This window comes from Methylobacterium oxalidis (genome assembly GCF_007992195.1).
Taxonomy (GTDB): Bacteria; Pseudomonadota; Alphaproteobacteria; order Rhizobiales; family Beijerinckiaceae; genus Methylobacterium; species Methylobacterium oxalidis.
Window position 1 is genome coordinate 69,872 of record NZ_BJZU01000063.1, and the last position, 13,741, is coordinate 83,612.

10 protein-coding genes and 2 tRNA genes are annotated in these 13,741 nt (G+C 69.5%); 3 read left to right on the plus strand and 9 right to left on the minus strand.

Translation table 11 applies throughout. The features are described from left to right. Positions 1-60: 60 nt before the first annotated feature. The 3 genes from MOX02_RS15760 to MOX02_RS15770 form a co-directional block, all read right to left on the minus strand. Positions 61-591 (minus strand): hypothetical protein, encoded by a 531-nt coding sequence (locus MOX02_RS15760; RefSeq protein ID WP_238179143.1) that lies wholly within the window; start codon positions 589-591, stop codon positions 61-63. A 12-nt stretch (positions 592-603) separates the two neighbouring features. Further along, a complete protein-coding gene (locus MOX02_RS15765) occupies positions 604-1,527 on the minus strand; it encodes an aldo/keto reductase (RefSeq protein ID WP_147026744.1) in 924 nt (307 codons plus the stop codon). 205 nt (positions 1,528-1,732) lie between these two features. Further along, positions 1,733-3,271, minus strand: coding sequence for a Do family serine endopeptidase (locus tag MOX02_RS15770; RefSeq protein WP_147026745.1), 1,539 nt, complete (start codon positions 3,269-3,271; stop codon positions 1,733-1,735). 249 nt (positions 3,272-3,520) lie between these two features. On the opposite strand from MOX02_RS15770, the gene sugE reads away from it, so the two are divergent. Continuing rightward, positions 3,521-3,835 (plus strand): quaternary ammonium compound efflux SMR transporter SugE, encoded by a 315-nt coding sequence (sugE, locus tag MOX02_RS15775; RefSeq protein WP_147026746.1) that lies wholly within the window; start codon positions 3,521-3,523, stop codon positions 3,833-3,835. A gap of 12 nt (positions 3,836-3,847) precedes the next feature. On the opposite strand, the gene MOX02_RS15780 is transcribed toward sugE, so the two are convergent. The 5 genes from MOX02_RS15780 to MOX02_RS15800 form a co-directional block, all read right to left on the minus strand. Then, on the minus strand, positions 3,848-6,571 hold the full coding sequence (locus MOX02_RS15780) for a valine--tRNA ligase (RefSeq protein ID WP_147026747.1): 2,724 nt from the start codon (positions 6,569-6,571) through the stop codon (positions 3,848-3,850). Between the two features lie 106 nt (positions 6,572-6,677). Further along, positions 6,678-7,286: a PopZ family protein gene (locus MOX02_RS15785; protein WP_174804934.1), complete on the minus strand. Its 609-nt coding sequence runs from the start codon at positions 7,284-7,286 to the stop codon at positions 6,678-6,680. A 154-nt stretch (positions 7,287-7,440) separates the two neighbouring features. Continuing rightward, entirely contained in the window at positions 7,441-8,841 is a 1,401-nt protein-coding gene (locus tag MOX02_RS15790) for a TolC family outer membrane protein (protein WP_238179156.1), read from the minus strand. A 419-nt stretch (positions 8,842-9,260) separates the two neighbouring features. Next, positions 9,261-9,914 (minus strand): protein-L-isoaspartate O-methyltransferase family protein, encoded by a 654-nt coding sequence (locus MOX02_RS15795; protein ID WP_147026749.1) that lies wholly within the window; start codon positions 9,912-9,914, stop codon positions 9,261-9,263. Positions 9,915-10,096: 182 nt separating this feature from the next. Next, positions 10,097-10,170: transfer RNA gene (locus MOX02_RS15800), tRNA-Cys, on the minus strand. 218 nt (positions 10,171-10,388) lie between these two features. Between MOX02_RS15800 and MOX02_RS15805 the strand changes: the two genes are divergently transcribed. Next, positions 10,389-10,464 (plus strand) — tRNA-Asn (locus MOX02_RS15805). Positions 10,465-10,552: 88 nt separating this feature from the next. Here the strand turns inward: MOX02_RS15805 and MOX02_RS15810 are convergent. Then, positions 10,553-11,758, minus strand: a complete 1,206-nt coding sequence (locus MOX02_RS15810; RefSeq protein ID WP_244948441.1) for a site-specific integrase — start codon at positions 11,756-11,758, stop codon at positions 10,553-10,555. 1,491 nt (positions 11,759-13,249) lie between these two features. Between MOX02_RS15810 and MOX02_RS15820 the strand changes: the two genes are divergently transcribed. Beyond that, on the plus strand, positions 13,250-13,741 hold a 492-nt coding region (locus MOX02_RS15820; protein ID WP_147026750.1), incomplete at its 3' end, for a DUF1254 domain-containing protein.

The window sequence follows — 13,741 nt, forward strand, 5'->3', positions numbered from 1 at the left end:
CTCCGGTCTAGCGCATTCTCGCGCAATGCGGACCCAGGCTCGCGCGCAAGACCGACGCGGTCAGCGCGCGGGCGTGATCGTCCCGGTGGTTTCGGTGGCCTCCGGGCCCGAGCAGGCGCGGCGGGCACCCGCCCGCAGCACCCGGGGCAGGCGCAGCGGGTGCGCGCCGCTCGCGTCGCTGAGGATGCCCGCCAGCAGATCGGGCGCGAGCGTTCCCTCGAACGAGATCGGCCCGGCTTCCGTCTCGGCCGTGAACGCGACCGTCCGGGCCGCGTCGTCGACGACGAGCGCCGGCCCTGTGGCCGCCACGGGTCCGGAGCCCTGCCGCCCGACCTCGTAGACGAGCCCGTTCCCATTCGGCGAGCGCCGCAGCGTGATGCGGTGGCCGGACAGGTCCCCGCTCGCGGGCAGCGTGCAGAGATCCGCGTAGACATAGGTGCCCGAGACCCAGCCCGGCTGGGCCTCGGAGCCGGCCGGCAGCAGGCTGCCGAGGAGGCCCGCGAGAAGGCCGGTCGCGGGGCCGAGGGCGTGGATCGGGCTCGCGGCGCGCATGCGCTCCATCTTTCGGTTCTCGGCGATCGCGCGGCTCATGCAGGAAACGGGCTAGGCAGCTCCCGCCTCCCAGGCGGCCCGGCCTTGCTCGTCGAGGGCCTCGAACTCGGCCTCCGTGAGCGCGAGGAAGGCGCCCGCCATGTTGTCGGCGAGGTGGTCCGGGTCGCCGGTGCCGGGGATCGGCAGCATCACCGGGGAGCGCTTCAGGAGCCAGGCCAGCGCCACCGCCCCCTCGCCGGCCCCGTGGCGTCCCGCGATCTCGGCCAGCGCCGATCCCTCGCGGGCCAGCGCACCGCGGGCGAGGGGTGCCCAGGGGATGAAGCCGATACCCTGTTGCGTGCAGTGGTCGAGCACCGCCTCGCTGGTTCGGTCGACGAGATTGTACTGGTTCTGCACCGTGGCGACGGGGAAGTACGCCCGGGCCGCCTCGATGTCGTCGATCGAGACCTCGCTGAGGCCCACATGGCGGATCAGCCCTTCGTCCCGCATCCGGGCGATCGCCTCGAACTGCACCTCGCGCGGGCAATCCGGGCCGATCCGGTGCAACTGCCAGAGGTCGATGCGCTCGAGCCCGAGCCGGCGCAGGCTCATCAGCACGCACTGGCGCAGGTAGTCCGGGTTGCCGACCGGGCGCCAGATGTCGGGTCCGTGCCGGGTGAGGCCGCCCTTCGTCGCGACGACGAGGCCCGGATAGGGATGAAGCACGGCGCGGATCAGAGCCTCGCTGACGAAGGGTCCGTAGCTGTCGGCGGTGTCGATCAGATTGATGCCGAGCTCCGGCACCCGCGCCAGCGTCGCCTCGGCGGCCCGCCGGGAGGGGGGCTCGCCCCAGATGCCGGAGCCGGTGATGCGCATGGCACCGAAGCCCAGGCGATTGACGGTGAGGTCCCCGCCGATGGCGAAGGTGCCGGAGGGGTTCCTTTCGGACGGGTTCTTCGGTGAGGAATTCTGGCCGGTCGAGGTCTCGCTGGGCATCGGAGTTCCCCTCAGGGTTTCGGACAGGACGGCATATGGCGCGGCCGGTCCGCGGGTCGAACCCGCACTCCCGCATCGCAGGCCCGCCCTGCGCGCGCACTCATGGCGAAATGAAAAAAGGCGCCGGCCCGCGAGGGGCCGACGCCAGTCGAAGGAACCGGATGAGGGGGAGCCGGCTCCGAGCCCGATCGAGAGAGCCGGCCGATCAGCCGGCGTTCTTCGAGAGCGCGACCGCCACGAAGCGGGTGACGCCCTTCTGGTTCTTGATCCGCATCAGCACCGCCTTGCGCCCGCTCGCCTCGGCGGAGCGGATGCGCTCGGCGACCTCGGAGGGCTTCGAGACGCTCTGGCCGGCGACGTCGAGGATCACGTCGCCCTGCTCGATGCCCTTGGCCGCGGCCGGCCCGTCGGGATCGACCTCCATCACCGCGACGCCCTCGTCCGCGAGACCGACATCGGCGGCCGGGGCGAGGCTGAGGCCGAGGCGCGGCTGGCCGTCGGAGGTGTCGCTGCCGCGGCTCGCCACCTTGCCGTCGTTCGGCAGCGCGCCGAGGGTGATCGTCGCGGTGTCCGACTTGCCGCCGCGCAGGTAGGCGATCTCGACCTTGGCGCCGGGCTTGAGGCCAGCGATCTTGCGGGACAGCTCCTTGGCGTCGCTGACCGGATTGCCGTTGACCGACTCGATCACGTCGCCGGACTTCAGGCCCGCTTTCGCGGCGGGCGTGCCGTTCTCGGCATGGTCGACGAGCGCGCCCTTCGGCTTGTCGAGGCCGAGGCCGTCCGCGATGTCCTTGGTCACGGGCTGGACCTGGACGCCGAGATAGCCGCGGGCGACCTTGCCGTCGGTGCGCAGCTGCTCGACCACCGCCTGCACGGTCTCGGCGGGGATGGCGAAGGCGAGGCCGACGCTGCCGCCGGACGGCGAGGCGATCGCCGTGTTCACGCCCACGACCTCGCCGTTGACGTTGAAGGTCGGGCCGCCGGAGTTGCCCTTGTTGATCGGCGCGTCGATCTGCAGGAAATCGTCGTAGGGGCCGGCGCCGATGTCGCGGCCGCGGGCCGAGACGATGCCGGCCGTCACCGTTCCGCCGAGCCCGAACGGGTTGCCGATCGCCACCACCCAGTCGCCGACCCGCGGGGCGGCCTTGCCGAACTGCACGTAGGGATAGGTGCCCTCGTCCTTGATCTTCAGGAGCGCGAGGTCGGTCTTCGAATCCTTGCCGATCACCTTGGCGTCGAGGGTGCGCCCGTCGTCGAGGGTGACCTGCACGGTCTTGGCGTTGTCGACGACGTGATTGTTCGTCACCACGTAGCCGTCGCCCGAGATGATGAAGCCCGAGCCGACAGCCCCGCGCTGGCCCTGGCGCTGGGGCATGCCCTGCATGCCGCCGCCCTGGCCGTTCTGGCCGAAGCGCTTGAAGAACTCGCGCAGCTGCGGCGGCACGTTCTGCAAGCCCCGGCCCTGGCCCGGGCCGTCATCGTCGTCGGAGGAGGCGCTGGCGTCGAGCTTCACCTTCACCGAGACGACCCCGGGCTTCACCTTGTCGACGATGTTGGCGAAGGAGCCCGGCGGGTGCTCCGGCGCCTCGATCGGTGTCCTGGGCAGGGCCTGGGCGAAGGCGGGAGTCGCGGGCTGCACGAGGCTCGAACCGACGGCGCCGCCGGCCACCAGGGCCGCGGCCGCGACGGAAGCGAGGGCGCCGCGGCGGATGCGGCGGGGAGTCGATTGGGGCAGGTCGGTCATCCGGGTCTCCGATGGACAGGGCGGCGCCGCAGCGTCAGCGGGCGATGATCCTGTCCTACGGGGCGGCGCCTCACCCATCCGTGGCGGCGGGGTTACGGTTTCGTCAGGTTGGCTGCGAGCCCGCCTGGCGGAGCGTGGCCGCGCGAACCATATCGGCCCTGCGGGGACGGCCCCGCCCGAACGACGCGCGTTGCCGGATCTCCATTCCCGAGCGGTAGGGACGGCCCTGCCCATGACAGGGAGACTGTCTTGGCCTGGGCTATCCTGTTCGTTGCCGGCCTGTTCGAGGTGGGCTGGGCGATTGGCCTGAAATACACCGAGGGCTTCACCCGCCTCGGTCCGACCACCCTGACCCTCGCCAGCATGATCGTCAGCGTGGTGCTGCTCTCGATCGCCCTGAAGACGCTGCCGGTCGGCACCGGCTACGCGGTCTGGACCGGCATCGGCACCATCGGCACGGCGCTCCTCGGCGTCGCTCTGTTCGGCGAGCCGGCCACCGCCGCCCGCCTCGGCTGCATCGGGCTGATCGTGGCCGGCATCGTCGGCCTCAAGCTCGCCGCCTGAGCGACGCGGAGGTCAGGCCTCCGCGTCGCTCAGGCGCGCCAGCGCCTCGCGGATCTTCGCGAGGCGCCCGGTCTCCGCGTCCCGGCGCTCGCGGATCTCGTCCACCACCTCCTCGGGGGCCCGGGCGAGGAAGTCGGCGTTCCCGAGCTTGGTGTCGAGCTTGCCGATCTCCCCTTCCGCCTTTCCGGCCTCCTTCCGGAGGCGCGCCACCTCGGCGGCGAGATCGACGATGCCCTCCAGCGGCAGGGCCGCGACGCTGCCGCGGACGAGGAGCTGCACGGCATTCCGCGGGGCGGCCTCGGCGAAGGTGATCTCGGAGAGGCGGGCCAGCCGCAGCAGCGTGTCGCGCCACGCCTCGACCCGGGCGCGCACGGCCGCATCGGCGTTCACGAGGACGAGCGGCACCTGGGCGCCCGCCGGCACGTTCGTCTCCGAGCGGGCCGAGCGCACCTCGGAGACGAGATCGACCACGAACCCGATCTCGGCCTCGGCCTCGGGGTCCGCGAGCCCTTCGAGCTGCGGCCAGGGGGCGAGCGCGAGGAGGCCGCGGTCGGCCAGCCCCTCCCCCTTGATCGCCCAGAGCTCCTCCGTGAGGAAGGGCATGAAGGGGTGCAGGAGCTTGGCGATCTGGTCGATCAGGAAGGCGATCGCCCCTTGCGTCTCGGCGCGCAGGGCCGGCTCGACGCCCTCCCCCTGCAGCACGGGCTTGGCGAGTTCGAGATACCAGTCGCAGAAGATGTTCCAGACGAAGCGGTAGGCGGCCGCCGCCGCGTCGTTGAAGCGGTAGGCCGCGAGGGCGCCCTCCACCTCGGCGACCGCGCGCGCTGCCTCGCCGAGCGCCCAGCGGTTCAGGACCGACTGCACTGCCTCCGGGCGGAAGCGCGGGTCGAGCCGGCAGCCATTCAGCTCCGCGAAGCGGGCCGCGTTCCAGAGCTTCGTCGCGAAGTTGCGGTAGCCCTCGACCCTCTGGAGGCTCAGCTTGATGTCGCGCCCCTGCGCCGCCATGGCGGTCAGCGTGAAGCGCAGGGCGTCCGCCCCGTACTGGTCGATCAGGCCGAGGGGATCGACCACGTTCCCCTTCGACTTCGACATCTTGGCACCCTTCTCGTCGCGCACGAGAGTGTGCAGGTAGACGGTGTCGAAGGGCGCCCGGTCGGTGACGTGCAGGCCCATCATCATCATCCGGGCGACCCAGAAGAAGAGGATGTCCTTGCCGGTGACGAGGGTGTTGGTCGGGTAGAAGCGGGCGAGCTCCGGGGTGCTCTCCGGCCAGCCGAGCGTCGAGAACGGCCAGAGCGCCGAGGAGAACCAAGTGTCGAGGACGTCGGGGTCGCGGGTGAGGGCGACCTCTCCGCCGCGCGCCTGCGCCGCCTGCGCCCGCGCCGCCGCCTCGCTCTCGGCGACGTAGATTCCGCCCGCATCGTCGTACCAGACCGGGATCTGGTGGCCCCACCAGAGCTGGCGCGAGATGCACCAGGGCTCGATGTTCTCCAGCCACTGGAAGAAGATCTTCTCGTAGTTCTCGGGGACGAACTTGGTCTGACCGTCGCGCACGGCCTGCAGCGCCCGCTCGGCGAGCGGCTTCACGTTCACGTACCACTGGTCGGTGAGGTAGGGCTCGATGACGACGCCCGACCGGTCGCCGTGGGGCACCGCGTGGGTGTTCGGCTCGATCTGCCGCAGGAGGCCACGGGCCTCCATCAGGGCGACAACCGCTTTGCGCGCCGCGAACCGGTCGAGGCCGTGCAGCGCCAGCGTCTCCGGCTCCGGCGCGGCCTCGGCGAGGAAGTCGGCGTTGCCGTCGAGGAGGAGGCGGGCCTCCGGATCGAGCACGTTGATCGGCCGGCAGCCCTGGCGGCGGCCCACCTCGAAATCGTTGAAATCGTGCGCGGGCGTGATCTTGACGGCGCCCGTGCCCTTCTCCGGGTCGGAATACGCGTCGGCGACGATCGGGATCAGGCGGTTGACGAGGGGCAGGCGCAGGCGCCGGCCGACGAGGGCGCGGTAGCGCTCGTCCTCCGGATGGACCGCGACGGCGGTGTCGCCGAGCATCGTCTCGGGGCGGGTGGTGGCGACGGTGACGATCTCGCCCGTCTCGGCACCGGACTCGTCGACCACGGGATAGTCGAAGTGCCAGAGATGGCCCTTCACCTCGACCTGCTGCACCTCGAGGTCCGAGATCGCCGTCTGGAACTTCGGATCCCAGTTCACGAGCCGCTTGTCGCGATAGATCAACCCCTGGGCGTGAAGGTCGACGAACACCTTGAGGACGGCCGCCGACAGTCCCTCGTCCATGGTGAAGCGCTCGCGCGACCAGTCGCAGGAGGCACCGAGCCGCTTGAGTTGGTTGACGATGGCGCCGCCGGATTCAGCCTTCCAGGCCCAGACCCGCTCGACGAACGCCTCGCGGCCCATGCTGCGCCGGTCCGGCTGCTGCGTCTCCATCAGCCGGCGCTCGACCACCATCTGGGTCGCGATGCCCGCGTGGTCCGTGCCCGGCTGCCAGAGCACGTCGCGCCCGCGCATGCGCTCGAACCGGCAGAGTATGTCCTGCAGCGTGTTGTTGAGGGCGTGTCCCATGTGGAGCGTGCCCGTCACGTTCGGCGGCGGGATCACGATGCAGTAGGGGCTGGCTCCGGCCCGCTCGGGGCGCCCGGCGCGGAAGGCGTTCCCCGCCTCCCAGGCGGCGGCGATGCGCGCCTCGACGGCGGCGGGATCGAAGGTCTTGTCCATCATCGGGGTACGGGCCGGTTTGAGCGGGCAGCGATCGAGCGCCCGCTTTCAACCCGTCGGGACGCCCGCGTCAACACGGGCGCGACCGATGACCTCCGCGCCGAGGCCGTCAGCGGCCGCGCGACACCCGCTCGATCTCCGCGCGCACGAGACGCTCGACCATCACCGGGAGGTTGTCGTCGAGCCACGCCTTCAGCATCGGCCGCAGCATGTCCTTGACGATGTCCTCGAGGGTCCGGCTGTTCTGGCTGAGCACCGTGTGGGCCAGCAGGCTGAACGCCTGGTTCACGTTGGCGCCGGCGGCCGCCGAGATTAGCGGCTCCTGCATGTCGAGGAGGTCGTCGTGGAGGCTCGCCCGCGGCGGCTCGGGCGGCGCCGCCCGCGGGAGCTCCGGCGCGGCAGCGCGGACCGGCGGAGGCTCCGGCTCGACCTCGATCGCGTCGAAGTCGAGGGGCTCGTCGGCGAAGTCGATCGGGTCCGGCTCGATCGGCGTGGGCTTCAGAGCCTGCGGCTTTCGCACGGGCTCGGCCACCTCCGCGAGGTCGAGGACGTCGTCGTTCTCAGGCTGCGGGGCGGACCGGGGCGCCGGCTCGTCCGACGGCTTGACGGCCTGATCGTCCGCGATGATGCGGCGGATGGAGGCGAGAATCTCCTCCATCGAGGGCTCGCCGGCCTTGTCCAGCGCCTTGTCCTGAGTCTTGGGGCTCGCTGCACTCATGCGGACGGCGCTCGGGCGGGAGTTGCGTGATTGGGAACGGTGAGAGGCAGTATTTCACGCTCGTCCGCCGCGGCAAGCGTGTCCGCGACACAGTCCAACGTAAATCCTCGCCAACGTGCATCCTCGCCCGCGCCGATCCTTGCCCGGAGGCGGTTCAGCGGCCGTCGGGCGTACCCACGCCGTACCAGAGATCCTTGACCTGATCGAAGTGGGTCTTGGCGCTGTAGGCGGACACGGGCAGCGAGATGAAGCGCGCGGTGAGGCGGCCGACCGCCTGGACGACGCCGTAGGAGAAGATCACGCGGTCGCGCTGGGCCAGGATCAGGTTCACGCGGGCGTTGAGCAGTTCCTGCTGCGCGTTCAGCACGTCGAGGGTGGTGCGCTGGCCGACGCGGGCCTCCTCGCGCACGCCGTTCAGCGCGACCTCGTTGGCCTGGACCTGCGCCTGTGAGGCGATGACCCGGGCCTTGGCCGCCTCGAGCTGGCCCCAGGCCGAGACGATGGCGGAGCGGATCTGGTCGCGCACCTGCTCGACCTGGATGCGGGCCTGGCCGACCGTCTCCTTGGCTTGGCGGATGGCCGAGTACTCCGCGCCGCCCTGGAAGATCGGGATCGAGACGCGGCCGACGATGGCGGCGGTGACGCCGTTCGAGCCGGCGAGCTGCTGGTCGTAGCGCTGATTGACCGCGCCCTGCAGGGCGACCTGCGGGTAGAGGATGCCCTCCGCGACCTTGACCTGCGCCTCCGCGAAATCGACGGCGTGCATGGCCGACAGGATCTGCGGATGCTCCTTGAGACCGATGTCGATCGCGGTGTTGAGGCTCGCCGGCACGAAGCGGTCGAGGGGACGGCCGGGCGCGAGCTGGCGCGGCTCGACGCCGATCACCTGCCGGTAGATGCCGATGCTGGCGCGCAGCTGCGCCTCGGCGGCGCTGACGTCCGAGCGGGCGCCCGCGAGGCGGGCCTCGGCCTGGGCGACGTCGGTGCGGGTGACCTCGCCGACGTTGAAGCGGTCGCGGGTCTGGCGAAGCTGCTCCTCGAGCACCTCGACGTTGTTGCGCCGCAGCTCAAGGCTCGCGGTGTCGCTGAGCACGTTCATGTACGCCTGAGCGGCGTTGAACAGCGTCGACAGCTCGGTGAAGCGCAGGGTCTCGCGCTCCTGAAACACCCGCGATTCGGCGCCGCGGGTCCGGTTATCGGTCTGAAAGCCGTTGAAGAGGGTCTGGTTGACGGTGAGGCCGGCGCCGCCGGGCAGGGTCGTCTGGCGGATCGTGCCGCCGCCGAGCTGGCCTTCGAATCGCGACACGCCAATATCGGCGTCGATGCTGACGGTCGGCCTGTAGCCGGCCTGGGCCTGGGCGACGTCCTCGTCCCGCACGCGCACGCCGGCGCGGCCGGCGTTGAGCACGGGGTTTCCGCCGTAGGCCCGCGCGAGCGCGCTCTCCAGCGTCTCGGCTGCGGCCGGGGTCGCGGCCGCAAGGCCTGCCGCGACCGTCAGGCCGGCCAGGCAGAGCGCGGGGCGCGTCGCAGGTTTGCGTTCTCTCACGTCGGTCAGCCCTTGCGGTTTCTCGAAAGAACCGGATCTCCGTCCCGTGACGGCCGCCGCGCGGTGTTACGCGCGATCCGGTCAAGTCCGCCCTGATGCAACTTTAGCCGAGCTTGAGCACCCGGGCCCAGTGGCGAGGCGGCCTCCGCGTCGGAATCGCGGTCAGGTGGCGCATAAAAGCGACACTTGCCCGAGGTGCTGCGGAGCGGCTGCGATGCTTATCCACGCTTTCCCCCTAGGGCGCGGCGCGGGCGGCGGCGTCCCTCGGACGCGCCGAGGGTCCGGCCACGTACGCAGGCTGGACGGGCGGGATCAAGGCCCCGCCCTCCGCCAAGATACAACTTTACATGGAGGCGCTGTGCGGGCGCGGAGTCCGTACTGCCGGCCGTCGCGCCCCGTCCGCCTGCGGGCCGAGGCGCTCTGGGGTGTCAGAAGGTGAAGCCGGCCTCGGCGGCGAAGGCGGTGAGGGCCGGCAGCGACGCGTCGAACAGCGGGCGGGAGCCGAAGGCGTCGCCCGCGCGAACGAACATGGTCGCCTTCGCGGCACGCTCGCGGCCCATCACGCAGGCGAGCCGGCCGCCATCCTTGAGCTGCTCGAGCAGGGCCTGCGGCCGCACCTCGACGCGGCCGCCGATGAGGATCGCCTCGTAGGGGCCGTGATCGGGCGATCCGGCGGCCAGAGGTCCCTCCACGACCTCGGCCGTGCCCGCGAGCCGCTCGCGCGCTGCCGCGGCGAGGTCCGGCACCGCCTCCAGCGCCACGACCTGCGCGCCGAGCCGGCTCATCAGGGCGGCGGCGTAGCCGTAGCCGGTGCCGACGTCGAGGACGCGGGCCCCCGGCCGGATCGCGAGCACTTGGATCATGCGGGCGAGGACCATCGGGGCCGGCAGGAAGCGCGTATCTCCGTCCGCGCCGCCGAGGCGCAGAGTCTGGTCGATGTAGGCGAAGTCCTCGCGGCCCTGCGGCACGAAGCGCTCGCGCGGCACGGTGTCGAAGGCGTCGAGAACGGCGATGTCGTTCACATCGAAGGTTCGCAGCTGACAATCGACCATGAGGCGTCGTGCCTGCGCGTAGTCGAGCATGGTGGCCGTCTTCCCTCGCTGCGTGCCCCGGTGCACAGGACCGCCCGTCGTCGCGGGCCGGGTCCGGCGCTCAAGGTGGGCGGCTTTTCAAGGATCGGCCGCGAAAAGGCAAGGTCCGTTGCCCGGCCTGGGCCCCGCCCGCCCCGTGCGTTCAAGGGACACCGGCGGGGATGGGAAAAAGGTGGAGGCCTCGCCCGGAATCGAACCGGGGTGCAAGGATTTGCAGTCCTCTGCGTAACCACTCCGCCACGAGGCCGTCCTGCGCCTCTCCCGCATGCGGGCAGCGCGCCCCGGACCGGGCGCCCGCCCCGGGGAGTGGCGGTGTCTAGCAGAGGGTCGGTGCGCTGGGCAACGGTGATTCTCGCGCCGGAGCACCGACCACCCCTCCCGACCCTTTTCGTGACGGAATCGTCAAACAACCCGCGCCGGCACTCTTGCGCCCGCCATCCGGGCTGTGTAGAGACACCGCCGCGATCCCCGATAGCTCAGTTGGTAGAGCAAGCGACTGTTAATCGCTTTGTCGTAGGTTCGAGTCCTACTCGGGGAGCCAAACCTTTTCAGGCACTTAGCGCCCGTTCTTCGACTAACAGTCGAGGCGTGTTACCGTGCTTGTTACCGCGGGTGTTCTGGAGGCGTTTTCAGCCCTCCCCGCGGCCCTTCCGGCGAGCCGCCCGCAACTCGGCCACGCGGCTCGACTGCACCACCCCTCCCCGGTTGTAGATCATCGTCGTTGCCATCTGCGTGTGCGTCGCCGCGCGCATCACATCAGCCGGCTCCGCGCCCGCTTCGAAGGCCTCCGACACCGCCCCTGCCCGGCTGTCCATGTTCCAGACCTCGTCCGGCCAGCCGGCCGCGCGGGCGATCTTCCGGAACGTGTGCGAGAAGTGGGACCGCTTCCACGGCTTGCCTGAGCGCTCATCGACGACGATAGGGCCGACGCCACGCGGCGGCAGTTCGGCTAGTACGTCCGGGTGCAGGCGCAGGTCGTGCTCCGCCACCTCGTTCCCGTTCGACTTCGAGGTCGGCTTCTGCAGGAGCAGCGATGCGTCGATGTGATTCCAGGTGAGACCCCAGTGCCACACCCAGGCGCCATCGGTGATCGCGCCCTCGATAAGCGCCCTTTCCTCCTCGGAGAGACGGCTCCATTCGCCGATGACATCCTTCTGCCGCAGCCCAAGCTCGAACTGGAACGTAACGGCGAGCGCGACACTCGGTCGGCCGGCGGCATGAGCCGCGGCCCGCAGCGCGACGATCTGCTCGTAGGTGGGCCGGCGCTTCCGGGCCTTCGGCATCCGGAACTCGGTCTTGGCAAGCACCGCGGCGAGCTCAATGGCGTCAGGGTCGCGCAGCTCGCACCCGTAGTTCACGACGCGGCGCAGAGTCTGGATGCAGGCGTAAGCGCTGCGCTCACCGATCTCCGCGCTCCAGTCCTTGTGCCAGCGCCGCACGTCGCGCCCGATGATTTCGGCGAGGAGGTGATCGCCGGCCTTGTCGACGAGCTTCCCGATGTACTTGCTGTAGAAGGTCCGGGTGTCTTGGCGCTTCTCGTGAAACGGCGAATCCTCGTCCGTCTCGAACGCGCGGCAGATCCAAGCCAGCGTGCCGGGCGGGGCGGCGTTCCGGGCCGGCTCGTGCCCTGAGGCCCATTCTAGCATCTCAGCGTGCAGGATAGCGCAGCGCGCGGCTATTTCTTCCGACGGCCATCCGCCGAACAAGCGCACCGTTTTCGGTAGGTAGCCCTTTGCGACGAGCTTCTCGTCAGCAACCCAGTAAAGATCGATGCGCCCATTGTGGCGCTTCATACGCTTAAGACCAGGCGCGTATAGGTCGTGCTCTCTCGGCATCAGTACCCTCCTCTCTCCGGCGAATCGGCCGGGGCGAGGCATGCTCGCTGACGTGATGGCGACGGTCGAGGAAGGCTTTCACGGCGGGCCAATATCGGCCGCCCATCATGACATCGACCTTAGGAAAGCCGCTGCGCTCAAGCACCACGGCGAGGCTCGGCCACGTCCGGGCACGAGCCGGTCCTACTACGAAGCGAGCGACCTCCTCCTCACTTGGATAGAGTCAGGTCGGTTCAATCGGGCCGGTCCGACGTACGCTCAAAACACTTTCCAATCAGAGGATGACACTGCCGGCAGAGCTGTGCGGGTCAGACCATCCGCATGCTCGACGCTGGCCGCTATCCGGGAGGCGTTGCGGCAGCCCAGATCCGAGAATGCCAGCCATCAACTCGCGGTACTTCTCGTCCAACCACTCAGAGCTGAGGGCGGCGACAGGGGCGTTGGGTGGGGAGGTTCACTGCAACTACGCGGGCCTCGGCTAAAACTGTGGCGCCCTTGAGCGCGCCACCGATCAGCTTTTCGTCAGCGTCGCAATTCAGGCTGGTGGAGCGCGTCGCCTCCGAGGAGCCTGAATGAAAGATCCTTCTGTTTGCTCGGTTGATAGCAAGCTGGCCAGCGAGGAGTTCGGGCGGACTTCATCTCGGAGCGTCTGTTTGAAGAAATTGAATGACCACTTCAATGCCCCCAGTTCCTAGAACCCACTGGGCTCGGGCGTTTGTGCCACTCGATTGAGGATGGCCCGGCGGCAGAATTCGCTCGCCGTCACGCGCTTTCCTGTTTCTGCAGACTCGGCCATCGCAGCTCTCCGAACGATTTTGGGAAAATTCAGTGGCACCTGCAGCTTCCAAGCGAGCGGATGAAGACAGCGGCTTCCAGGTACAGGGTCGATCTTAAAATCCATCATTTGACTCCAAGGCGCAGCACCTCAGGTAAGATGATCGCTGTGTCTGATTTCGTCTATAAACATGACTTGTGCGGTTACTGTAGCCTGTGAATAAAATTGAGCAGTTCGGCTTGAAATGAAGGAAATGAATGTTTCGATTGCGCTGGGGCGTACCTCAGGAACGTCCGCTTCCGGTCAGCTCAGCGTTCTGGCTTCGGACGGCCGATGATGGCCGAAGGTGAAACGGCGGCCTTCGGGCGGGACACTGAGCAAAACGGTCGTTTCCGTTCGGCCAGGCTCGTTCCTGGCCACGCTCTCGCGAGCAATGGTCCAATAGGGCTTGAAACGTCAGACATCCGGTGCGCTTCGAGGTCGAACCCGGACCGCTGTCCCATTGGATCAAGCTGCCTTGCTCAGCTTGGGTATGCTGCCGCGCGCCACGACCCGGTGTGGATCTCAAGGTGGGCCCCTATCGAGCTGACGGTGAGCGAAGCCGATCCGGCCGCGAACCCAGACCGCGGCGGGGCCCAACATCCAGATCACGTCACAGGCGGAGAGCGATTTTTCCGAGGCGCCCTGCCTGAGCTGGCGACCTCCAGGAGGCGGTCATGGATGTCACCAGACGGATCTTCGCCGCGGGCGCCGCCACGCTGCCCTTCGCCGGCCCGGGCCTGACCTACGCCCGGGCTCAGAGCACGATCCAGGACGCACCGCTCATCGGCAACAACGCGGCGGCGGATCCCCTGGAGATGGCCGTGGACGCCTACATCTACGGCTACCCGCTCGTCACCATGGAGATGACCCGGCGCGTCCTCACCAACGTGGCCGCGCCCGAGGGCAAGAACGCCCCGATGGGCCAGTTCGCCAACCTGCGCGAGTACCCGGACGCGAAGTTCCGCGCCGTCACCGCCCCCAACGCCGACACGCTCTACTCCAGCGCCTTCCTGGACGTCGGGCGCGAGCCCTACCTCCTCAGCATCCCGGAGGAGGGCGGACGCTACTTCCTCATGCCGATGCTCAGCGCCTGGACAAACGTCTTCGCGGTGCCGGGCAAGCGCACCACGGGCACGGGAGCGCAGACCTACTTCATCGCAGGCCCC

What these genes read in the sequence shown, in the direction of transcription:
- MOX02_RS15770 (WP_147026745.1), bottom strand. Translation starts at nt 3,271, where the DNA reads ATGACCGACCTGCCCCAATCGACTCCCCGCCGCATCCGCCGCGGCGCC.
- MOX02_RS15795 (WP_147026749.1), bottom strand. Translation starts at nt 9,914, where the DNA reads ATGCTCGACTACGCGCAGGCACGACGCCTCATGGTCGATTGTCAGCTG.
- MOX02_RS15765 (WP_147026744.1), bottom strand. Translation starts at nt 1,527, where the DNA reads ATGCCCAGCGAGACCTCGACCGGCCAGAATTCCTCACCGAAGAACCCG.
- MOX02_RS15780 (WP_147026747.1), bottom strand. Translation starts at nt 6,571, where the DNA reads ATGATGGACAAGACCTTCGATCCCGCCGCCGTCGAGGCGCGCATCGCC.
- MOX02_RS15760 (WP_238179143.1), bottom strand. Translation starts at nt 591, where the DNA reads ATGAGCCGCGCGATCGCCGAGAACCGAAAGATGGAGCGCATGCGCGCC.
- MOX02_RS15785 (WP_174804934.1), bottom strand. Translation starts at nt 7,286, where the DNA reads ATGAGTGCAGCGAGCCCCAAGACTCAGGACAAGGCGCTGGACAAGGCC.
- MOX02_RS15810 (WP_244948441.1), bottom strand. Translation starts at nt 11,758, where the DNA reads ATGCCGAGAGAGCACGACCTATACGCGCCTGGTCTTAAGCGTATGAAG.